The 21,822-nt window shown below is 35.1% G+C and carries 23 protein-coding genes and 1 other annotated feature; of the genes, 11 read left to right on the top strand and 12 right to left on the bottom strand.

Annotated features, from left to right (window positions below; genetic code table 11):
• The first annotated feature begins 373 nt into the window (after positions 1 to 373).
• Positions 374 to 760: a DUF3938 domain-containing protein gene (locus KI369_RS09830; protein WP_001077770.1), complete on the top strand. Its 387-nt coding sequence runs from the start codon at positions 374 to 376 to the stop codon at positions 758 to 760.
• Between the two features lie 224 nt (positions 761 to 984).
• Here KI369_RS09830 and KI369_RS09825 read toward each other — a convergent pair whose 3' ends face one another.
• The 5 genes from KI369_RS09825 to KI369_RS09805 form a co-directional block, all read right to left on the bottom strand.
• Complete coding sequence (locus KI369_RS09825) at positions 985 to 1,125, bottom strand: DUF3985 family protein (protein WP_000404758.1); 141 nt, start codon at positions 1,123 to 1,125, stop codon at positions 985 to 987.
• 96 nt (positions 1,126 to 1,221) lie between these two features.
• Positions 1,222 to 2,274 (bottom strand): M50 family metallopeptidase, encoded by a 1,053-nt coding sequence (locus tag KI369_RS09820; RefSeq protein WP_212955834.1) that lies wholly within the window; start codon positions 2,272 to 2,274, stop codon positions 1,222 to 1,224.
• Between the two features lie 42 nt (positions 2,275 to 2,316).
• Positions 2,317 to 3,024 carry a DUF3169 family protein gene (locus KI369_RS09815; RefSeq protein ID WP_212955822.1) on the bottom strand — a complete coding sequence of 236 codons (708 nt, stop codon included), beginning with the start codon at positions 3,022 to 3,024 and terminating at the stop codon, positions 2,317 to 2,319.
• Positions 3,014 to 3,235: a helix-turn-helix transcriptional regulator gene (locus KI369_RS09810; protein WP_016085663.1), complete on the bottom strand. Its 222-nt coding sequence runs from the start codon at positions 3,233 to 3,235 to the stop codon at positions 3,014 to 3,016. Before KI369_RS09810 ends, KI369_RS09815 begins: the two co-directional genes overlap by 11 nt.
• 215 nt (positions 3,236 to 3,450) lie before the next feature.
• On the bottom strand, positions 3,451 to 4,065 hold the full coding sequence (locus KI369_RS09805) for a DedA family protein (RefSeq protein WP_212955821.1): 615 nt from the start codon (positions 4,063 to 4,065) through the stop codon (positions 3,451 to 3,453).
• Positions 4,066 to 4,479: 414 nt separating this feature from the next.
• Between KI369_RS09805 and KI369_RS09800 the strand changes: the two genes are divergently transcribed.
• The 6 genes from KI369_RS09800 (at position 4,480) to KI369_RS09775 (ending at position 9,220) form a co-directional block, all read left to right on the top strand.
• Positions 4,480 to 4,923, top strand: a complete 444-nt coding sequence (locus KI369_RS09800) for a DUF3978 family protein (RefSeq protein ID WP_131931628.1) — start codon at positions 4,480 to 4,482, stop codon at positions 4,921 to 4,923.
• A gap of 29 nt (positions 4,924 to 4,952) precedes the next feature.
• Entirely contained in the window at positions 4,953 to 5,414 is a 462-nt protein-coding gene (locus KI369_RS09795; protein ID WP_061678994.1) for a L,D-transpeptidase, read from the top strand.
• A gap of 363 nt (positions 5,415 to 5,777) precedes the next feature.
• On the top strand, positions 5,778 to 6,443 hold the full coding sequence (locus KI369_RS09790) for a response regulator transcription factor (protein ID WP_212955833.1): 666 nt from the start codon (positions 5,778 to 5,780) through the stop codon (positions 6,441 to 6,443).
• Positions 6,421 to 7,863, top strand: a complete 1,443-nt coding sequence (locus KI369_RS09785; protein ID WP_212955820.1) for a sensor histidine kinase — start codon at positions 6,421 to 6,423, stop codon at positions 7,861 to 7,863. The genes KI369_RS09790 and KI369_RS09785 overlap by 23 nt, the downstream gene beginning before the upstream one ends.
• A 139-nt stretch (positions 7,864 to 8,002) precedes the next feature.
• Positions 8,003 to 8,905, top strand: a complete 903-nt coding sequence (locus KI369_RS09780) for an EamA family transporter (protein ID WP_212955819.1) — start codon at positions 8,003 to 8,005, stop codon at positions 8,903 to 8,905.
• A 72-nt stretch (positions 8,906 to 8,977) separates the two neighbouring features.
• Complete coding sequence (locus KI369_RS09775) at positions 8,978 to 9,220, top strand: hypothetical protein (RefSeq protein ID WP_212955818.1); 243 nt, start codon at positions 8,978 to 8,980, stop codon at positions 9,218 to 9,220.
• Positions 9,221 to 9,261: 41 nt separating this feature from the next.
• Here KI369_RS09775 and metG read toward each other — a convergent pair whose 3' ends face one another.
• Entirely contained in the window at positions 9,262 to 10,896 is a 1,635-nt protein-coding gene (gene metG / locus KI369_RS09770; protein ID WP_212955817.1) for a methionine--tRNA ligase, read from the bottom strand.
• 51 nt (positions 10,897 to 10,947) lie between these two features.
• Positions 10,948 to 11,218: a binding site (T-box leader), on the bottom strand.
• Positions 11,219 to 11,332: 114 nt separating this feature from the next.
• Between metG and KI369_RS09765 the strand changes: the two genes are divergently transcribed.
• The 4 genes from KI369_RS09765 (at position 11,333) to KI369_RS09750 (ending at position 16,609) form a co-directional block, all read left to right on the top strand.
• A complete protein-coding gene (locus KI369_RS09765) occupies positions 11,333 to 12,151 on the top strand; it encodes a class I SAM-dependent methyltransferase (RefSeq protein ID WP_212955816.1) in 819 nt (272 codons plus the stop codon).
• 412 nt (positions 12,152 to 12,563) lie between these two features.
• Positions 12,564 to 14,258, top strand: coding sequence for a methyl-accepting chemotaxis protein (locus KI369_RS09760; protein ID WP_212804396.1), 1,695 nt, complete (start codon positions 12,564 to 12,566; stop codon positions 14,256 to 14,258).
• 224 nt (positions 14,259 to 14,482) lie between these two features.
• Complete coding sequence (locus KI369_RS09755) at positions 14,483 to 16,174, top strand: methyl-accepting chemotaxis protein (protein ID WP_212804397.1); 1,692 nt, start codon at positions 14,483 to 14,485, stop codon at positions 16,172 to 16,174.
• Positions 16,175 to 16,291: 117 nt separating this feature from the next.
• On the top strand, positions 16,292 to 16,609 hold the full coding sequence (locus tag KI369_RS09750) for a metal-sulfur cluster assembly factor (protein ID WP_000076427.1): 318 nt from the start codon (positions 16,292 to 16,294) through the stop codon (positions 16,607 to 16,609).
• A gap of 42 nt (positions 16,610 to 16,651) precedes the next feature.
• On the opposite strand, the gene nprB is transcribed toward KI369_RS09750, so the two are convergent.
• From nprB to KI369_RS09720, 6 genes are all read right to left on the bottom strand, one after another.
• The gene (gene nprB, locus KI369_RS09745; RefSeq protein WP_212804398.1) at positions 16,652 to 18,301 is read right to left on the bottom strand and encodes a M4 family metallopeptidase; all 1,650 of its coding nucleotides are present in this window, start codon (positions 18,299 to 18,301) and stop codon (positions 16,652 to 16,654) included.
• Positions 18,302 to 18,458: 157 nt separating this feature from the next.
• The gene (locus KI369_RS09740; protein WP_212804399.1) at positions 18,459 to 19,157 is read right to left on the bottom strand and encodes a pirin family protein; all 699 of its coding nucleotides are present in this window, start codon (positions 19,155 to 19,157) and stop codon (positions 18,459 to 18,461) included.
• Between the two features lie 51 nt (positions 19,158 to 19,208).
• Entirely contained in the window at positions 19,209 to 19,619 is a 411-nt protein-coding gene (locus KI369_RS09735; protein ID WP_212955815.1) for a MarR family winged helix-turn-helix transcriptional regulator, read from the bottom strand.
• Positions 19,620 to 19,730: 111 nt separating this feature from the next.
• Positions 19,731 to 20,165, bottom strand: coding sequence for a DUF3920 family protein (locus KI369_RS09730; RefSeq protein WP_212955814.1), 435 nt, complete (start codon positions 20,163 to 20,165; stop codon positions 19,731 to 19,733).
• A 149-nt stretch (positions 20,166 to 20,314) separates the two neighbouring features.
• Positions 20,315 to 21,514: a cation:proton antiporter gene (locus KI369_RS09725; RefSeq protein WP_000380218.1), complete on the bottom strand. Its 1,200-nt coding sequence runs from the start codon at positions 21,512 to 21,514 to the stop codon at positions 20,315 to 20,317.
• The coding region (locus KI369_RS09720) for a cation:proton antiporter regulatory subunit (protein WP_212955813.1) at positions 21,515 to 21,822 on the bottom strand (308 nt) is incomplete at its 5' end.

The following is a 21,822-nucleotide window of genomic DNA, read 5'->3' as shown; positions in this document are numbered from 1 at the left end:
TTCATCATAATATATTAAAATCCTTCTTCCACTAAACTGCACCATTAATGGTATTGCCTTGCGATTTTTATTTTTTACACTTATTACAAAATCAGATAATTCTATTATTGTGGCCCTAAATGTGTTATAATGAAAACAGACTCACAAAAAAAGAGTATATAGACTTGGAAGTTTCTCTTATTTTACAAGCAAAAAGAAACGAGCAGTCGGGTATATTTCAGACACCATACACGTAACGGTTTAAAAGCCGATCATCTTAGTTATTCTTCACTGATCTTTTTATAAAAAGATACGTACAACTAAAATTCACTTCAATATACTATACCTACCTTTTTGACTTCCAAATCATCTTATTACATAGGGAGATGAACATATGAATCAATATATACGATATACAATAGCTGTCCTGTTTGCTATTATCGGCGGAACAATCTGCTTCTGGACAAACACTCAGCTTGGAGAGAATATCATTTTTAATGGAATCGAAACACTTGTAAGCGCTTCAATTTTAGGCGGATACATTTTCTTCCTCTTCAATCCAGAAGAAAATGCACAAAAAACAATGTTATTAACAATGATCGGAATCGTTGGCGGATGTATTTCCTACTCAATGACTAACTATACATTACCACTTCAATTAAGCTCAGCTTTCTTCCACGGTCTATGGACTTGGTTCATTGCATTCTGCCTAGCAGACGTATTCAACCTTTTACAAGACAATGAAGAAGAAAACGGTCGCCAAATTGAAAGTAACTCGTAAGCTGGAAGATGTTCTTCCAGCTTTTTTTGTTTGTTATTCTTTCCTGCATACCCATCATCAAAATAAAAAGAAGCTACCTTCACGGCAACTTCTTTTCCACATACCCCACTTAGTATTCACTAAAATATATCAACGATTTTTCAAATATATCGGCGATTTCTCCACTTATATCAACGATTTTTTCATTATATCAACGGTTCGACACTCAAACCGTACAACATATCCTATCCCCCAAGCAATTTACTGCCGAACTCTACGATTAAAAAGATAATTAATAAGATCGCGAGTATTTTTAATGCTACATATGCCACTTTAAAAACAACATAAATGAGCAAGACTATCAAAATAATCGATAAAATTTCCATATTTACTTCCTCCAAGCTTTGCTCTTCTTATCTCATTTTACTCGCCCCAGACTTTTTATGGAACGGCATAAAACGACATAGAAAAAAGAGGATACCTCACCCATCGTAAGATACCCTCTCTTTCAGCTGCTCAAACCAGTCTCTCTCTAATTGTAAATATCCCATTTCACTATTCTCAGCGCTCTTCAATTCTTTATCCGCTTTCCTCATATAAACGTTGGAAGCTTCCATATCGCCCTCTACATATTTCACAATTCCTTGTGTACGATAATACCCATGTAAGTCTATTTTTGTAATAGCCTTCCCATGTTGCTTCGCTTCTTGCAGAGAAAAACTATCCATTTGATAAAGAGCTTTATATAAAAGATGCCAACTATGAAAACTACTAACGAAATATTTATTTTCTTTTGTTACAGGTAGTTGAACAATTGGTTCTATATATGGTATCGCTCTTTCCATTCCTTCTTGATCGGCTCTGGCATAAAAAACGAGCATAAGTCCGCTCATTATATCTCTTATACTTTTATCTTCTTTTAATTTCCCCTCACTAAGTTCTATTAATCTCTTATCCCAATCTTTCGGCCTTTTATAACTAAATAACTCACTTGATACTTGAATATTATATAAATGCTGCTTCGCCTTTTCATCATCTTTAATTAAAATGAGAAATTGCATACCATCACTCAAAAACGTTCCTTTTATCGGTACGATTGTAGCTACAAAAATGACAAAGTGTAAAACGGAAAAATATAAAAGATATTGATAATAACTCACCATGTATATGTAACCGAAAGTAATACCAAATAGTAAACTTGTAATCGGTCCACCTAAAGTCATCCACGCCCATTTTTTTGAAAGGTTCGGTGTCTCTATAGAAGGAGGCACTAACATCGCCACGCCTCCAAAGTACATCCACAATTTATTTTCTCGAATGCGTACTTTCCCCTTCTCTTTTTGAAAAGTAATCGGCCCTACTGTCATGAATTTAAAATTCAAACCACCTATTAAACCAAATACTACATGTCCTAGCTCATGAATAGCTAGCACTAATAAAAAGATTCCAAATAATGCCCATATATCCAACATTACTTCTAATTTCTCAGTTCGGATTACTCCGTATAAAATGGACAAAACTAACGCCACCGTCATAGAACCAGCTGGCCTTCTTAAAATATCCACCTTTTTCTCCCCTTAATAAATCATTTTTCTCTGCATTTCGTACATGAATTTTCCAAGATGCAATATCCAAATAATTGAGATTAAACCAATTAATACAAAATCGATATCACTAGCCGCTGTATATATAACGGCAGCCCACCATACATATGCCAATATTGTATTCGTAAATTCATACGCTTTATATCCAGCCTCATGCACAATGTGCTTTAATCCTTCATCTGCGTTTTTCGTCCACATTTTCATAGATTCCATATATGTTACCCCTTGTTCAGGATATAGCTTATTATAACGATTTTTTGTTATGAGCCCGCTAATCACTACAGTGGTTAAACAAACAATAGAAGCTACTAAATTCCACACTGCAAATGAAACATTTGTATCCTGTAACAGTGCACGTCTACATGCAATAACCGCATATACAAACCATGCCTGCGTAACTATATCACCTACACGTAAATATATACTTATAATGCCTAATTTTCTGCCTTGTACGCTCTCTTCCTCATCGCGTGCCTCCGCTAACATACGTGTATTCTTCCAAGTGTAATACATCATTAAGATTCCAAAAATAGTACATACACCTATAAATGTATTAGATGATAATTTTCTCGGTTCATCCGAGAGTAAATTTAAAGCTACATACGTTGTTAAAAAGCCACCCATCATGCTTAATGATATTTTCCCCACAAAATCAAATTGTTTTTTTCGTTTACTCTTCATCATCCTCTTCCCCCTCCACTAACATAAATATTTCCTCCACCGGTACATTGAAAATGTGTGCGATTTTTAGCGACAATACGATAGATGGTGCATAATCCCCGCGCTCAATTAAACTAATCGTTTGCCTTGATGATCCAATCGCTTTCCCTAAATCCCCTTGTGATAAACGATGCTTTGCTCGCAATTCCCTCACTCGATTTTGAAGCTTCATGTCTTCCCTCTTTTTCATTTATTTAATTAAAATTGTAAATAATATCCTTATTTTTGTCAATTATAATTGTCATTTTGACGTTAATAATTGACAAAATAATCTATGGAATTTTAAACAGGTAAACAAAAACTTATTCAAATAGACTTGAACATAAAATAAAAAAGGCAGTGCATTTGCACTGCCTTCCTAAATTCTGACATAGAATGGATTCCATATTAACTTGCGTTTTGTAATAATACTCGTTTTAACTGTTTGCGGAAACGAACTCCTAATGTAATTGCTACAATTGCAATCACCCCAAAAATGATTTTACCGATGTGACCTTCTAGCACTCCAAAAATATCATGTAAGTTACCACCTAACCAGTAACCCCCGATTAGGAAGAATGATACCCAAAATAGAGCACCTGAGTAAATTGTAATCGCAAAGCGGCGGAATGGTAAGTTAATAATCCCTGCAAAATATCCTGTAAAATGACGTACACCAGGAATAAAGAAACCGATAAAAATCAGGAAGTATCCATACTTATCAAACCACATTCTTGTTAAGTCGATTTTTCTTTGTGTTAAAAATACGTATTTTCCATACTTTTGAATAAAGGGCATACCCAATTTATTGCCTAAAAAGTATTGAATTGTCATTCCTACACTTGTCCCAATAAAGGATAGGATAATTAAAATCGGTAAACTTAAATCGCCTTTCTGTGCTAAAAATCCTGCATATGCTAACGTTGGCTCTCCCGGAAACGGAAGTGCAATATATTCTAACAGCAAACCAACAAGTACAACATAGTACCCGTACTGCTGAAATAATTCATGAACCCATTCCATGTCATCTCTCCTTTCAATCACGTACAACTTCTTACTATTATTGTATAAAAAAATTGTCGAAATAACTATCACAATAGCTTACATTTTTATTACATTTTTGTAAGGCTCACACTAAAGTTTTCCGTTCATTATTTGCTGCTATCTATTAACATTTTAAAATGAGCTAACAACTATATATCGTACGAAGAAAAGGAATTAATATACATTTTTTATCCAGTTTTTAACACATAAAAATCACCCTATTTTGTTCTTAATAAAAAACCACTACAAACTCATACGAACTTCATATTAGCTTCATATACGTATTGTAAGATTATATCGGAATTTGTTGAAAAATTTAACCAATATATGACTAAACATTAATTTGAATAAATATAAGTCGCTTTTCGAAATTGAAAAAAGGGTGAATAAGAAATGGAAGCTTATAAAATGCACGATTTTATTAATACAAATGTTGAATCTCATCAAAATGAAACCGTTTTTAATTTACAAATATGTGAAACAAGTGAGTTTGACGTAAGTTTAACAAAATCTACAACGCTGTCTTTTATCGTTTCAAAAAAGAACATTAAGATTGTTACGAAAAAATGGATTAATTCAAATCAAGAAAGCATGATTGGTAAAAGTTACATCATTCCAACGAAAGCTTTCCACTACTTCTTACCAATTATTTCTGAAACTGAAGATGAACTAAATATTCAAGTTCAAAGTTTTGGACTACATGGTGAACTTTTACTAAATGAAAGATTACTTATTGATAAAAACAACAAACAAAATCCAAAGATTACTACTTTCTTTGAAACATTAGATGAAAATGTAAATAAAGTATTACGAGGATTGCAAATTCATTGTATGTAAGACTATTACAATAGTAAAAGGAGAGTATAATGAAAAAACTATTATTAAGCGCACTATTATCATTAGGATTTTTAACTATTCCATTCACAAATGCTGAGGCAGCTACAACGAACGATCAACTGATTGTAAACACGCAGTTAAATAAAATGGATTATTATCAAAACGGACAATTTATAAAGAGTTTTACTGTCGCTACTGGAAAAGCAGGTACACCTACACCTAAAGGTACTTTTCAAATCGTTAATAAAATTAAAAATCGTCCTTATTATACAGGCAAAATTAAAGGCGGCGATCCACGTAATCCACTTGGTGACCGTTGGCTAGGATTAAATATGGCTGGAACTTACGGAACAACTTATGCGATTCATGGTACGAACAATAATCAGGCAATCGGCAAATGGACAACACTAGGTTGTATTCGTATGTATAACAATGATATACACTGGTTATTTGAGCGTATTCCCCAACAGGCTACTGTCACTGTAAAATAACCTAACAACTCGATTTACGTGTAGCCAAGAATTTTATGTCTTGGCTTATTTTATTTCTTCATTTACAGTAGCAAAACAACTGTATTTACATATATAATGAGAATAGATTGTGTCAAATGACATTTAAACATTGATAAACATGGATATTAAAATTATACAGTTATAATATTTTATAAATGTTACATTACATACTATAATAGAACTACTGTAATTCTGAAATATTCAGTTTCGCTAAACAACTCCCCTTGCTACTTTCATGATTATTTTATAGCGGGGGCTTATTATATGTATAAACAATCTGAGCCATTCAAAAATGATGAATTCGAATATTGCAGTAAAAAGCGTTATTTAGGAGGTGTTACTATGACGCATATACTGGTGATTGAAGACAACCCAGATATACAAGAACTGATTCGTGAATTTCTATTGGCACAAAGCTTTACCGTTGATGTCGTTGGCGCTGGAACAGAAGGTATACTTCTTTTCCAAAAAAATTCATACGATCTTGTCCTCCTTGATGTGATGTTACCAGATATAGATGGCTATAGTATTTGTAAAATTATGCGAGGACAATCTGATGTACCGATTATTATGTTAACAGGCTTACATAATGAAGAAAGTGAAATTAAAGGATTTGAATTAGGGATTGATGACTATATTACAAAACCGTTCCACTACACCGTATTTATTAAACGTGTAGAAGCTGTATTAAGAAGGGCAGCAACGAAGGAAGCAGAAACTGCAACTATACTACAATTCCATGAATTGATGTTAAATTCTACAGCATATGCCGCTTATGTTCATGGTAATCAAATTGAATTAACAACAAAGGAATTTGAAATTATTTATACTTTACTGCAAAATCGTGGAAAAGTATTATCAAGAAGTGATTTGCTGAATAAGGTATGGGGCTATGAACATTATGGTGATGTAAGAGTTATAGATACACATATTAAAAATTTAAGGAAAAAATTAGGGATTCCTTATATTAAAACGGTGAAAGGCATTGGCTACAAAATCGAATCGTAGCACAGATAACATCACCAAAAATATTTTCATCAAAACCTTATTATTTTGTATTCTTTTATCACTTTGTCTTTATCAAATTATTTATTTTCTAGCTTCAAACTACGATAAAGAACGTTTTGCAAAAGAAAATGGAGCGCTGTCTACAGAACAAGCGGATTCAGACAAACAAAACGACCAAAGTAAAACGAATCAAAGTAAGGCTGTTTCAGAGAGTATGATTTCCAATTTCCAACCTTCTATTATAGATTATAAAGCACTCTCTACAGCCATAAATCACCTTTTGCAGCCTAGCCAAACTGCAAAAGCAAAAGAACATAACCAAAATATTTCGGAAAAAAATAGCACTTCTGCTCCACCTATAGAAACGGAAAAGCAAGTCGCTACTAATGATGCCTTACATAAACAAAATGCAGCCAGTAACACAAATGATACACAAGATCATCCAAAATTAGCAGATGCACTGCAGCAATTAGCTCCACATATTGGCGCGACAATGCTTGCATTATCTTTACTCGGATCTTTAATTTATACAAAACTAATTGCCAAACCTTTTCAATATATGAGCGATGCTTTAAAAGATATTATGAATCTTGATTTCTCAGATAAAAAAACATTGAACAAAAATACAGACCAAACCGATTTTAATTTACAAGTAGCTGCTTCACAGGTCCCAAATATTGTAAAGAACTTACATGCGAGCAATCAAGATTTAAAAAATGAGCTCAAAAAGGAACAACAGTTAGAACAATCTCGTAAAGAATTTATGTCTATGGTATCCCATGAATTAAAAACACCAATCGCGGCAGTTATGGGACAACTCGATGGCATGATTCACGGAATTGGTGCTTATAAAGATAGAGATAAATATTTAAAACGCTCCTATGAGATGATGCAAGATATTAACATATTAACGGAAAAGATGTCAGAATTATCCAAAATACAAAACCCTCAATTTAAACCGAATTTAGAAGTTATTTCATTAACTACTATTATTGAGGATGTTATGAAAAAAGTAGATTATTTTGTATCTGTAAAGCAATTAAATGTTCAATCTAACATTAAACAAGATGTACAAATTTTAGCTGATCCTAAATTTATTCAAACTGCTATTTTTAACATTATTTCAAATGCAATTCATTACACGATTGACCATCAGCATGTCTATATAAAGCTTTATGAAAAGCCAAACGGTTACGCATTAGAAGTATTAAATACAGGTTCACAAATCGATGAGGATAAACTTGCCCATTTATTTGAGCCATTCTATCGCGCAAACCCTGGCAAACACGGATTAGTACAAGGTAGTGGCCTTGGGCTATATATTGTAAAACAAATATTAGATAAACATCAGTTTCCTTATGGGATACAAAACACACCTCAAGGTGTAAAATGTTCTATTGTATTCCCAAAAGCAATGTAACAACCTACTACAATTTCATACCCCAAATTCATACTTCGTATGAGTGGCGGAATTTTGTAGAGTACCTTACTCTGTTTCGTTCGCCCGTTATCCTTATTTGGATAGCGGGCGTTTTTTATTATGTAAAAGGAGGATTTTCATGGAGAAATTTAAATATTCATTACTCGTTTTATTTGGAGCTTGTAGCTACGGTGTACTTTCAACTATTTTCAAACTCGGATTCATTGACGGGTTTTCAGCACATCAACTATTAGGAGGACAATATGTCTTCGGATGGATCGGGCTTCTTCTGCTCGTTCTTTTCGCTTCACGTCATAAAGTAACAAAAAAGCAATTCTTTTCCTTACTAACAGTTGGCACAACAATGAGTATGACTGGTATCTTCTACGCTATCTCTGTAGAAGAACTACCAGCATCTATCGCTGTTGTCCTACTTTTCCAGTTCACATGGATTGGTGTAGTCATTGAAGCAATTGCCAATCGAACATTTCCAAGTCGCGAGAAAATTATATCTATCATTATTTTATTTACTGGTACATTGTTTGCAGGTGGTTTCTTTGAAGGTCTCGGACAAAGCTTTTCCACGAAAGGTATTATCTTTGGTCTATTAGCCGCTGTCTCTTTTTCATTCTATGTGTTTGCAAGCGGGCGCGTTGCTACAGAAGTTCCGCCTTATACGAAAAGCTTTCTTATGACAACAAGCGCTACTCTTATCGTATGTCTATTCTTCCCGCCAACCTTTTTAACGGATGGTGCCCTGCAAGCCGGTCTTTGGAAATACGCCTTCTTCCTCGGATTGTTCGGTGTTGTCGTACCTGTCATTTGTTTTTCAATTGGCGTACCAAAGGTTGGAACAGGGCTTAGTACAATACTAGGAGCAGCTGAATTACCAACAGCCATCATCGCTTCTATTACACTTGTACATGAAGTCGTAACCTTCATGCAGTGGATTGGGATCATCTTTATACTACTTGGAATTTTTACTCCTCAGCTTCTTGCAGCTAGGAAAGCAAAGAAACATAGTAGCATGCATAGCGCATGAAAATAGAAACTTGTATATAAATGTAAATACAGTTACAATTTGATATAATTTCAAATCTATTTGGAGGTATAAATGACTATTTTAAGCGTAGCCTTTTTTGCCATTATGTGTATCTTCTTCCTAATAAGATATGTGAAAGAAAAGAAATTTTACGATTTGCTCCTCATTCCCATTTGCATATATACTGGGGCAGTCAAAACCCCTTTAGTGGAGTACTTAAACTTTAATACTACATTCGATATTGCAGCTATTATTCTCGTAATCCTTGCTGTACTTTTATTCTTAAAGGATAAGAAAGAGAATCCTACTGCATAACAAAAGACCTTTCATTCATTTGAAAGGTCTTTTTCTCTATCTCACTTTACCGCTCCATATAACTTCTCTATCTCATGCTCAATTTGTTTTACATCAATTCGTTCAAATAGCGGCTGCACACTATCGATTCTATTCGGCAACGTGTTTTGAGGTTCCCAATTTCGGTTCACAATCGATAATGTGTTTCTAACTCTTTCACTTGAAAATGGTAAAAACGGTTCAAGGAGATTTGCAAAATTAGCGATAAGATACACACAGTTATAAATCGTTTCTTCGCATGAAACTGGATCATCTTCTCTTTGTTTCCAAGGCTGCCTCTCATCAAAGTATTTATTCCCAAAACGTACTGCATCAAATATTGTTTCTAGCGCTACCTTAAATGTAGCTTGCTCAATCGCTTCTCCTACACTTTTATATAATCCTTCTACTTTATCTTTCAGCTCTATATCAATACTTCCTTTCGGCATGATACCACCATAATATTTTGCAACAAACTTTAATGTCCGGTTCACAAAGTTTCCGTATGCACCTAACAATTCACTATTATGACTGTAAATAAATTCACGCCATGAAAAATCAGTATCACGATTTTCTGGTGCGTTGACTGTTAAAAAGTAACGAATGGAATCTGGATTGTAGCGTTCTAATATATCAGGCACCCATACTGCCCAGTTTTTACTTGTAGATAACTTTCTTTTTTCAACCGTTAAATATTCATTCGAAACGATATGACGAGGAATTGCTCCTTCTCCTATTCCAAGTAATACCGCTGGCCAAATGATGGAATGAAACGGAATATTATCCTTTCCGTGTACATAATATGTTTTCGCTTCTTTATCCCAAAACTGTTGATCATCTTTCCCTGTTTCCTCAGCCCAATGTTTACTCGCTGAATAATATCCTGTCACTGCTTCAATCCATACGTAAATTTTCTTATCTTCATACCCTTCTACTGGAATTGGTACCCCTATTGGTAAATCACGTGACACAGCCCTATCTAGTAATCCTTCCTTTACATATCTCTCTGTTAGTTGAATCGCATTGTCACGCCATGATTCGTTTTGTTTTGCGATTTCTACCGCCTCTTTAATTTGCTCTTGAAATGTATGCAATGCGAAATAGAAATGCTCTGTTTCCTGTACGGATGGCGTACTACCACATAACTTACATTTCTTTTCTAATAAATCGAGTGGATCTAAAATAGCTGAACACGCATCACATTGATCTCCTCTTGCTGCTTCATGGCAATGTGGACAAATTCCTTCTACATAACGATCAGGTAAAAACTGCGTACACGTTTCACAATACGCTTGTTCCACTGTTTTTTTATAAATATAGCCTTCTTCTAATAAACGTAAAAAGACATTTTGAACCGTTTCATGATGGTGCTCACTATCTGTACGTGTATAGCAATCATAAGTAAAACCAAGGCTACGAAAACATCGCTCGAACTCTTCATGATACTTATCAGCAATTTCCTTAGCCTTCACACCTTCTTGTTTTGCCCTAATTGCAATTGGTGTTCCATTACAATCACTTCCCGACACATACAACACATTCTCACCTTTTGCTCGGTAATAACGCGCTAATATATCTCCAGGTAACAAACTCGCAATATGCCCAAGATGTAACGAACCATTTGCATACGGCCAAGCGCCTCCAATAAAAATACTCATCTTACATTCCTCCTTTTAAATATAAAAAAGCCCCGCCCTTATCTTAAAAAAGATAAGGGCGGGGCTGTATAAACAGTCGCGGTACCACCTTATTTCGCCAATTACTCACATAGTTAGCCTTAACAAGTACGGAGCTATATGCTCTTATACTGTGGTTTTGATAACGAGTACCAACTCTCGTCGCCGCCTACTATTATCATTTGATAAGTTCAGGACGAAGCTCAAAGGCCATTGTTCAAATGAATATTCTTGCTTCTTCTCAGCTACCGAAGCTCTCTGGAAAGAATGTGTTCATCCTACTTTTCCTTTTCAACGCTTTTACGTATAACATGTATTGTACGACTTAATAACAGAAAAATCAAACTTTCATCCGGAAAGAAAAGGAAATTCCATCCCCCTGCCGAATACCTATACGTTCACAAAAGGAGTGATAATATTGAACCAAAAACAACTAAGCACTATAAATGAAAAAAGCTGGAATGCAGCTGCGTATGAAGCTTGGACGAATCGCCACGGGGCGCCATCAGATTATGCGAAAAAGCTTATGGCAGACCCCGTGCGCGAGGTAGATCACTACTTACCTTACATCCAACCTCCAAAAGGAAAACGTATTATTAATTTACTTGGTTCAAAAGGCAATAAAGCCGTTGCTCTCGCTCTTTTAGGAGCTGACGTAACAGTTGTTGATATTTCAGCAAGTAATGCAAAATATGCAAATGAACTTGCGGACGCAGCCGGTGTCTCTATCGAGTATGTCGTTTCTGATGTATTACATGCGCAGCTCTCCGAATCATTTGATATCGTATTGCTGGAGCTTGGTGTACTCCATTACTTTTTAGATTTAAAACCACTCTTTCAAAAAATTTCTACCTTACTTAAGCGAGATGGAACGCTTATCCTTCGTGACTATCATCCTGTTTACACGAAATTATTAGGAGTAGACCACCCATCATTTCGAGCCAATGGAAATTACTTCGATGAAGAATTAATTGAAGATGAAGTTGCTTATAGCATCCTTCTTACAGAAGCGCAGAAAGAATCGTTACCTAAAACAACTATCCGTCGCTGGACATTAGGAGAAATTATTACGACACTTGCGGAAGAACATTTTAAAATTGAAAAACTAGTTGAAGAACATGGCTCGCATCAAAGATGGGTTTTCCCTTCTACTGCACCGGAAGGAATTGAAGAACGTGTGCCAGGTCTATATACATTAATTGCGACAGCATGCAAAAAAGGATCCCTTCACGGATAGGATCCTTTTTGCATGCTCACGCATATAAGTTGAGGTTGGAGATTACCATAATTCTGTAGAATAGGACACAAGATATTTCAACATTTCGTCTCTGACTTACGTCGTCAAAAAGGGGTATGACCAACATAACGAAGAGTAATGTTCATAGTTGATACTGATAATCGTTATCAACTAATTAGAAGTATACATGATGTTATTTCAAATTACAATAGCATTTCTTATTTTTATTTATGAATTTTTTGATATACAAATGTATACATTTTAAGAACATTTACTTATATCAATCTGCCTCCTTCCATTATCTGCTATAATTTTCATTGAACAGATTAATAACTTCATAATGATGTTTTTATTAATTCTGCTCTTAATATTTATAAATTATAATAAATAGTTTTTAAAGGTAGGGGTAACGATGAAATATGTTAGCATTCGAAAAAAACTACTGTTCACACTCTTAAGCATTTCTTCTTTATTTAGCATTGCTCTTATTGTTATTCTTTCATTCGCTATGAACCAAGCAAGTGAAATTGAAACGTTAAAAAATGATGTATCAAAACGAGCAACCATTTTAAAAGAACGCGGCGATTGGTTCCAAGCACAAGTTGCTGGTTTACAAGAATATTTATTGTCACATGATCAAAAAGGATTAGATAAATTCAATCGAGAAGGAAAAAAACTAGCTGATACTAGAGAGAAGGTAACAAGTGACAAAAAACTTCCAGAAGGAATGAAAGAAGCCATTTTAATGGGAGGAAAATGGCGCAGCGTCATAGATAATGAAGTCCTCCCTCTCGCTCGCGAAGGAAAATGGGACGAAGCATCCAAAATTGCTTTAGCTCAAACAGATTATGTAAATGATCTTTTAAGTCGTTTTACGAAATATGCAAATGAAGAAAATGATAAGCGTGACGCATTAATTGCTGACGTAGAGTCTTCTTCAACGCTTATTCAATATATTATTTTCTTTTCACTCATTACATGTACAGTAACGTCGATTTTATTAGCATGGTGGTTCTCTGGTAAACTCGTTAAACCGATACGACAAATTGATGAGAAATTAAAAGAATTAGCCTCTCAAGATGGTGATTTAACTGCTAGATTGCACGTAACGAGTAAAGATGAAATTGGTGATATCGCCAATTCCTTTAATCAAATGCTTGCTAACTTACAACGTATAATAAAACAAGTGCAACAAACATCAACAAGTGTCAAAGAAGCGTCTGAAAATGTGTTTATCGAAACAACTTCTTCTATGGAAAACACAGCAAAAACCGAAGAAACTATGAATGCTCTTGAGTATAATATTCGTTCACAAGTTTCAAGCATCGAAGAAAGTTCAACTGCAATGGACGATATGACAACGAGCATTCAGCGTATTGCAGAATCCGCCTCTTCTGTTGCTAGTCTAGCTGTTACAACTTCAGAAAAAGCAGATAGTGGGAATAAAGTCATTGAGAAATCTATTACACAAATGCATACCATTAACGAAGCTGTTAACGCTACATCACAAGTAGTAGAACGACTCATTACACATACGAATCATATTGATACCGCACTTCAATCCATTTCTAATATCGCGGAACAAACGAATTTACTCGCTTTAAATGCTTCAATTGAAGCAGCTCGTGCGGGCGAACATGGAAAAGGATTCGCCGTTGTTGCCGATGAAGTACGAAAACTTGCCGAACAATCTCAGTTAGCAGCAACTGATATTAACCATTTACTTCATCAAATTCAAGCAGATACAAAAATAGCAAATGAAATGATGACACAAGGTCAGTCAGAAGCTTCTGAAGGAATTACAGTCATCCGTACCGCTGGATCTTCATTCTCAGAAATTGTTAACCACATTAACAAAGTCTCTACACAAATGCAAGAAATGTCTGCAACTGCTGAAGAAATGGCCGCAAGTTCTGAAGAAATGAATGCGGCTTTAAATAACATTGCCTCTATTTCAAATGAAGTTGCCGCCGAAACATCACAAACAGCAGCTTCAGCTGGTGATCAAGTAAACAAAATGAGTGTCGTCGCTAAAAAAGCGTCTGAAATGAAAACGACTGTGCAAGAACTTGAAGTTCTCGTTTCTCATTTCAAAACAAACGTTTAAAGCGAAACTTTCATGTATACTTCTATAAGTTCTTAATTTTTAAAAGGAGAGATTTACAACCTCTCTTTTTTCGCCTTAAAATATCTCTTTCTATCTCTCATTCCGTCTGCTATAATTCCTAAAGGAAAGAAGAAAGCTTTATTCCAAACGGAGTAAAGCTTTCTTTCAATTTTTTACATTTATTAATTCTAATACTAAGATTTCACAAGGAGGCTTTTTATCATATGAATTTTATTAGCATTCGAAAAAAACTAATGTTCATGATGGGATCGATTTGCGCTTTATTTGGCATCGCCTTAGCTTTTATTTTATTCTTTACCATGGATCAATCTCATCAAACAAAAGCATTACAAAAAGAAATTTCTCCACTGGCAACACAATTAAAAGAGGCTGGGGATGCTTATCAAGTACAACTCTCTGCTTTAAGAGGTTATTTATTACAACATGATGAGGTCGAATTAGACAAATTTAATTCGATGAGTAAACTTCTTGAAGATAAGAAAGAGCAACTTCTTTCAAATCCTAACCTTTCTCAATCTGTGAAAGATACAATGGAATCAGGATCCACTTGGAGAAAATTTATTGAAGAAAAAGTTTTCCCTCTCGCAAAAGAACAAAAGTGGGAAGAGGCTTTACAAGTAGCTTATGCAGAAAATGGTACTGTTTATAAAGTAATTGGTGATTTCACAAATTACAGTAATGAACAAGCTAAGTTACGTGATCAATCTATTAAAAAAATTGATCAATCTTCACTACAAATTGAATATGTTGTCTTCTTATCACTTGTTATTTGTATTATCGTAGCTATTATTCTTGCATGGTGGTTCTCTGGTAAACTTGTAAAACCAATTCAACAAATTGATAGTAAACTAAAAGAATTATCATCTCAAGAAGGTGACTTAACAGCCCGTCTACAAGTAAATAGTAATGATGAAATTGGTACGATCGCAACATCATTTAATAAAATGTTAGAAAACCTACAACATATCATTAATCGTGTTCAAAAAACATCTGTAGAAGTACAAAACGCTTCTGAAAACATGCTAGAAAAGACGAATATATCACGCGAGGCAACAATAAAAGTTCAAAGCACGATGTCCAACTTAAATGAAAGTATTCAATCGCAAGCCTCTAGCATGGAAGAAAGCTCAACTGCAATGGACGATATGGCAGTAAGTGTTCAGCGCATTGCTGAATCTGCTTCATCTGTAACTGAACTGGCTGTAGCTACATCTGAACAGGCTAACGATGGAAGTACTGTTATTCAAAAATCTGTTTCACAAATGACAACGATACATGAAGCTGTAAATGCTACATCAGAAGTGGTCGAACGTCTAATCACACACACGAAATATATTGATACAGCTGTACAATCTATTTCTAATATCGCAGAACAAACAAACTTACTTGCTTTAAATGCATCTATTGAAGCAGCTCGTGCTGGCGAACAAGGAAAAGGTTTCGCTGTCGTAGCTGATGAAGTTCGAAAACTTGCTGAACAATCTAAAACTGCTGCAACAGATATTAACCAATTACTACATCAAATTCAACAAGACACTGAAACTGCGAGCTCTATGATGTCACAAGGTCGTTCTGAGGCATTTGAAGGCATTCATGTCATTCGTGAAGCTGGCAATTCTTTCACAACAATTGTGGAGCAAGTAAATAAAGTATCTACTCAAATGCAAGACATCTCAGCAACTGCTGAAGAAATGGCTGCAAGTGCTGAAGAAATGAACGCTTCACTGAATAATATCGCTTCTATTTCGACTGAAGTATCTAGTGAAACAGCAGCAACAGCACAATCTGCTGAGAAAAAAGTTGTTACTATGAATGAGATGACACAAACAGCTAAACAAATGAAACAAACAGTTGAAGAATTAGATCAACTCGTATCACACTTCAAAACTGAATAGCCTTTAAAAAGTATCCCTCTTCCAAAAGGGATATTTTTTTGAGCTCATTTCCTGCATATTATACATATTTCCGTTATAATGAGAATCGATATCATTAAAATGCAGGGGGTGCTACTTATGTCACAAGAAGCATTTGAAAATAAATTATATGCCAATTTAGAAGCTGTTATTGATCCTGAATTAGGTGTTGATATCGTTAATCTTGGATTAGTTTATGACGTTACAGCAGATGAAAATAATAATGCTGTCATTACGATGACGATGACTTCTATCGGCTGTCCAATGGCTGGGCAAATTGTATCAGACGTAAAAAAAGTATTATCAACGAACGTACCTGAAGTCAATGAAATAGAAGTAAATGTCGTTTGGAATCCACCATGGTCTAAAGAACGCATGTCACGTATGGCGAAAATCGCATTAGGTATTCGCGACTAAATACAGAAAGACCTGACATCCTAGTCAGGTCTTTTTCTCTTATTATTTTACGCCTACTGCATCATAAGCTTTCGTTACAGCTTGTACAGCTTTAGAATCTTTACCATATAAATCTTCAGCTGACTGAAGTGCCGCTTGACGCATCATCTTAAAGTCAGAGTTTGCAGTTAAATATTTCGTAAGAGCACGGTAATAAATTTTTTCTGTCGCTTCACGGCCTACTCCAGTTACTTTCACGCCGTAATGCTCTCCGCCATCAGACACTAAATAGGCAGCTTTATTGTTAATACTACTGTTAATATGAACGCCGCCATTATCAGCTGTTCCAGTGTAGCGTTTATTGTAATGATCTGGGTAACCTTCACCTGGTTTTAATGGATTTGGAATAGATGCTGGATCTTTCAGAGAACGAAGTGCATCACCAGGTTTTCCAGGTGTATAAATGTCAGCACCTAAATCCCAGCTCTTCTTCTCAACCATGACACCCATAATATCAGACAACGATTCATTTAACGCACCTGACTCATTTTTATAAACAAGATTTGCTGTATGTTCCGTTACAGCATGCGTTAATTCGTGACCGATAACATCTAATCCAGCAGATAATGGAATAAATGTTGTACCATCGCCATCACCATACATCATTTGCACACCATTCCAAGCTGCGTTATTCCAGCTTTCACCTACGTGAACAGAGGAAATAAGCTTCGCACCTTTATCATCGAACGAGTTACGATTAAATGTCTTTTTGTAGTAATCATATACTTTTCCTGCATTTACATGCGCATCAACCGCTGCTTTATCATCAAAGAACTTATTCTTACTTTCTACTTCAACACCTGTATGTCCGAACCATTGGGAGAATATATTAAACAAGTTTTCATCCATATTCTCTGCATCAAATGTATGAACACCTTGTCCACGTTTACCATCAAATAAATGGAATGCTCCTGTTTTCTCATCTTGAGCAATTTCAAATGATTGTCTAGCTCCTAGTACTCCGTAACCAAATCCTGTAATGTGATCTACAGCATTATATTTCTCAATCACATTTCCATTCGTTGCATCAACAAAATAATGCCAATATCCTGGAGCTGGTTTTGAAATCGACGCTTTCACTAAATATGCAAGATAGTAATTTCCATCTTTTTCATAAACAAATAAATCTTTTTTCACACCGTCATAATTCTTTACTTTACCCACTTCTTTTTCAATATCTGCCTTTGCAATCGTTTCTGCTTGCTCTGCGCTAATATTTGCAAACGTAGGAATATTTTTATCCTCTAAATTCGGAATTACTTGTCCGAAGAATGCTTTTACATTATTCTCTTTATCTAGTGTAACAGTTTGATCTGAACCATACACAGGAATGTTGTTATGTTTTTCAACTAACTTCACGTGTGTTGTGCCAGATTCAGCATCTTTTTCTTCCCCAACGACATTGAAATGTTTATCAATATTTCCTGCTAATTTGAACATATCTTTCTTACTTTCTAAATATTGAAAGACCGTTTCTTTTTTATCTAGTCCTTCTGGTGCTTTCCATTCTTCACCTATGTATGCAGGTGTTTTAAATTCTTGATGATATTGAATTTTTTGTTCTTCTGCTTTCGTTGTCGTTGCTCCAAATGTTCCAAATCCCCCGGCGATAACAGTTAAGGCTAATGCTGATGAAATGACTTGCTTTTTCACTATAACATTCCCCATTCCCATAAAGATTTTTGACACTTTTATACAATTCTTGTTTTTCAAGTCGATACCTTTACCGAAAATTTGAGAAAGTTTTTTCTGACAATTCCACTCAAAAAAAGAGGGCATCTATCGGATGTCCTCTTTTTCTTTTAATCTTTTATTGTCTTTTTAATTCAATTGCTAAATAATGAGATTGCTCTTTCGCTTCAATATGAATATCTTCTTCCACCGCTTCTGCTGCATCACGCATAACAAGATTTTCACCATTGATTACACTACTTCCTTCAATTTGTACAAGGTACAATTGACGGCCTTCTTTCACAGGAAAATGAATTTCTTTTCCTGCATCTAACGATAAAGAATATAAATTCGCATCTTGGTGAATTTGAATTGGTGCCCCGCCTTCTAATGGAGATACCATATGAAACCATTCGTTTTCACGTTTGCTCCAATCAAATTTAAACTCACCATAGTTTGGTTTATGGTCCGCACGGTCTGGTAAAATCCAAATTTGTAGTAAACGTAGTGTTTCATTTCCTAAATTATGCTCACTATGAAATACACCTGTGCCAGCACTCATATATTGAACATGCCCTCGCTCAATTGTTCCGCGGTTCCCCATGCTATCCTCATGTGTTAAAGCACCATCTACAACGTACGAAATGATTTCCATATCACGGTGCGGATGCATATCAAAACCTGTTTGCGGTGCTACTAGGTCATCGTTAATGACACGTAATGCACCGAAGTTCATGTTATTAGGATTATAATAATTCGCAAATGAAAAATGAAAATGTGTATTTAGCCAACCGTGATTCGCTCTTCCCATATTTTTATGATCAACTTTTCTAAACATACCCTTCACCTCATATTATCTCGAATTCAAGATTTATTTTAAAATTTTTTCTCATTGTAATTTTTTTAGTAATTGTAATAATTGATATTGTTCTTCTACATTTAAATTTTGAAACTGCTCCGCTTGGAATGTTTCTTGAGGCGGAACGATTTCTTCATATAAAGCTTTTCCCTTTTCAGTTAACGAAATATATTTTGTAGTACCCTCTTGTTCACGACGAATCCACTCCAGCTGCTCCATTTTATTTAAAAGCTGTGTAATATTTCCCTTCGTAACAAATAGCTTATTTCCAAGCTCTTGCTGCGTTAAACGACCATGTCCTCCAACTTGGGCTAGTACATCAAACTGAGCGGCAGATACATTCCATTCTTTCAAATGCTGATTCGTCTCACGAATACTTTTGTTATAAAAACGTGATAAACGAAACCATAATAGTAATCCAAGTCTATCTTCTGTTTTCACTCTATCACCTCGCTCGTTTCATACCATTAGTTTAGAACTAAACTTCATAAAAGTCAATCACTTACTTTTAGTAATCAACAAAAAAGCACAGTGCCATTTCTCCACTATGCTTTACACTAACTTTCTATTTTTATATTCATCTAACTTCCTCTCCGCGAACTTCCTCGCATCTTTCTCAATCCATCTATCTTCATACAATTCATTTCCAACATACAATACCTCTCTCTTATGCTGCATCGCATGGCGAAATTCATGTAGTAGTGTTTTGAGCACTTGCTCATACTCTTCCCATATACAAACAAAAATTAATTGTTTTTCTTTATGATAAAAACCACCTACTGGGAATAAAAATTCCTCTTCTTCTTCTCCTAATGATAGAAGCACATGGTTCGCATCACACGTATCACAAAAAATCACTGGCGTTTTACATACTTCAATCAATGAAAACAAATCGTCTCTAAGCCTTTTGACATCCCAAGGAAGCTCCGAATCCAACACATACCAATTCTCCACCTGTTGATATACATTTTGAAACTGGAGTTCCATTTCTCTTTATTCCCCTTTCCAAGCACCCTTTTTCTATATGTATGCCACAATATGTAAAATATTAAACCTACTCTTTCTCCCTTCCAACAATGACAATAAAAAAAGAATCTATATCAGCATAGATTCCTTTTCTACAATCATTGTTTCATTCAGTTAGTCTTCGTATCCCACTTAAAGATTTTATTTAAAAATTTATATACATTCTTTGACTCTTTCGTCAGAAGTGGACCTAAGATGGATAGTATAAGCACGTATAGTGCTGAGAATGGTTTCAGTACTGACATTAAACCACCAGCGATACCGATATTGGCCATAATGATGGAGAATTCTCCCCTTGAAACGATTGTTAATCCAATATTTGTTGACGCTTTATGAGATAATCCAGCTTGTCGCCCTGCAATCATTCCCGCTACAAAGTTTCCGATGATTGTAAGAAGGACAGCACCTAACGTTAACCATATCGCTCCGCCTAATGAAAACGGATCAATACTTAATCCGAAACTGAAGAAGAAAATGGCTCCAAAAAAGTCTCTGAATGGAACAACGAGATGTTCAATTCTGTCACTATGCTCTGTCTCAGAGAAAACTAATCCTAAAAGAAGTGCTCCAATTGCTTCGGCAACGTGAATTGTTTCTGAGAAACCTGCAATAAAGAATAATGAAGCAAATACTACAATAATGAAAATTTCATCTGAACTAATATTAAGCAATTTATTTAATAACGGCGTCGCCTTTCTAGCTACGATAAAGAATAGAAGCATGTATCCTAAAGCAATTCCAATTGAAGTAAGTGCCCCTAGGAAAGAAGCATGATCTCCTAGAACTAAGCCTGAAACAACTGATAAATACACAGCAAGGAATATATCTTCAAACATAATAATTCCTAAAATTAATTCGGTTTCATTATTACCAGTTCTTCTTAAATCCACTAACACTTTAGCAACAATAGCACTAGAAGAAATCGTAATAATACCCGCAATAATTAAGATTTCTAATAAAGGGAACCCCATTATAAATCCGTATAATAATCCAAGTGAAAAGTTAATTAAAATATAGATCGTTCCGCCAATTGCAATAGAGCGTCCAGATTTAATTAGTTTTTTCATCGAAAATTCTAGTCCTAGATAGAACAGAAGGAACAGAACCCCAATCCGTCCAAGGAAGGAAATGACACTTGCACTTTCAATAAACTTGAAATCGATCACACCTATTGTCGGCGCATGTGGTCCTACTAACATCCCAAGAACAATTAGAAACGGAATTACTGAGAATTTAAACTTTCCAGCAATTACTGCCGCAATTGCAACTAATACTAACGCTGTACCAACTTCAAAAATTAACGTATCCATCTAGTCAGTCCCCCTATTCGAAAGTAACTCATTAATAATTTTTTTAATTTCTTCTCTCTCACCAGAAACTACAAGCATGTCGCCTTCTTCAATTACCGTTTCTGGCCCTGGATTAAATAGCTTTTTCATATTCTTCTTCATAACTGCAATGATCGTTACGCTATATGTTTTTCTTATTTCAAGATCGCCAATTGTTTTTCCAATTGCTGGAGCTGCATTCTCCACTTTAAACCACTCAATCGCTAAACCTTCAAAGACCATTTCAACATTTTCTAATGCTCTAGGCTTGTATACCATTCCGCCTAATA

Origin of the sequence: Bacillus sanguinis (genome assembly GCF_018332475.1) — a bacterium.
GTDB lineage: Bacteria > Bacillota > Bacilli > Bacillales > Bacillaceae_G > Bacillus_A > Bacillus_A sanguinis.
This window is presented reverse-complemented; position numbering and strand designations above follow the sequence as displayed.

Excerpts from the sequence above, each read along its gene's own strand:
- KI369_RS09830 (WP_001077770.1), top strand. The coding sequence starts at position 374 with ATGAATCAATATATACGATATACAATAGCTGTCCTGTTTGCTATTATC.
- KI369_RS09825 (WP_000404758.1), bottom strand. The coding sequence starts at position 1,125 with ATGGAAATTTTATCGATTATTTTGATAGTCTTGCTCATTTATGTTGTT.
- KI369_RS09820 (WP_212955834.1), bottom strand. The coding sequence starts at position 2,274 with ATGACGGTGGCGTTAGTTTTGTCCATTTTATACGGAGTAATCCGAACT.
- KI369_RS09815 (WP_212955822.1), bottom strand. The coding sequence starts at position 3,024 with ATGAAGAGTAAACGAAAAAAACAATTTGATTTTGTGGGGAAAATATCA.
- KI369_RS09810 (WP_016085663.1), bottom strand. The coding sequence starts at position 3,235 with ATGAAGCTTCAAAATCGAGTGAGGGAATTGCGAGCAAAGCATCGTTTA.
- KI369_RS09805 (WP_212955821.1), bottom strand. The coding sequence starts at position 4,065 with ATGGAATGGGTTCATGAATTATTTCAGCAGTACGGGTACTATGTTGTA.
- KI369_RS09800 (WP_131931628.1), top strand. The coding sequence starts at position 4,480 with ATGGAAGCTTATAAAATGCACGATTTTATTAATACAAATGTTGAATCT.
- KI369_RS09795 (WP_061678994.1), top strand. The coding sequence starts at position 4,953 with ATGAAAAAACTATTATTAAGCGCACTATTATCATTAGGATTTTTAACT.
- KI369_RS09790 (WP_212955833.1), top strand. The coding sequence starts at position 5,778 with ATGACGCATATACTGGTGATTGAAGACAACCCAGATATACAAGAACTG.
- KI369_RS09780 (WP_212955819.1), top strand. The coding sequence starts at position 8,003 with ATGGAGAAATTTAAATATTCATTACTCGTTTTATTTGGAGCTTGTAGC.
- KI369_RS09775 (WP_212955818.1), top strand. The coding sequence starts at position 8,978 with ATGACTATTTTAAGCGTAGCCTTTTTTGCCATTATGTGTATCTTCTTC.
- metG (WP_212955817.1), bottom strand. The coding sequence starts at position 10,896 with ATGAGTATTTTTATTGGAGGCGCTTGGCCGTATGCAAATGGTTCGTTA.
- KI369_RS09760 (WP_212804396.1), top strand. The coding sequence starts at position 12,564 with ATGAAATATGTTAGCATTCGAAAAAAACTACTGTTCACACTCTTAAGC.
- KI369_RS09755 (WP_212804397.1), top strand. The coding sequence starts at position 14,483 with ATGAATTTTATTAGCATTCGAAAAAAACTAATGTTCATGATGGGATCG.
- KI369_RS09750 (WP_000076427.1), top strand. The coding sequence starts at position 16,292 with ATGTCACAAGAAGCATTTGAAAATAAATTATATGCCAATTTAGAAGCT.
- KI369_RS09740 (WP_212804399.1), bottom strand. The coding sequence starts at position 19,157 with ATGTTTAGAAAAGTTGATCATAAAAATATGGGAAGAGCGAATCACGGT.
- KI369_RS09730 (WP_212955814.1), bottom strand. The coding sequence starts at position 20,165 with ATGGAACTCCAGTTTCAAAATGTATATCAACAGGTGGAGAATTGGTAT.
- KI369_RS09725 (WP_000380218.1), bottom strand. The coding sequence starts at position 21,514 with ATGGATACGTTAATTTTTGAAGTTGGTACAGCGTTAGTATTAGTTGCA.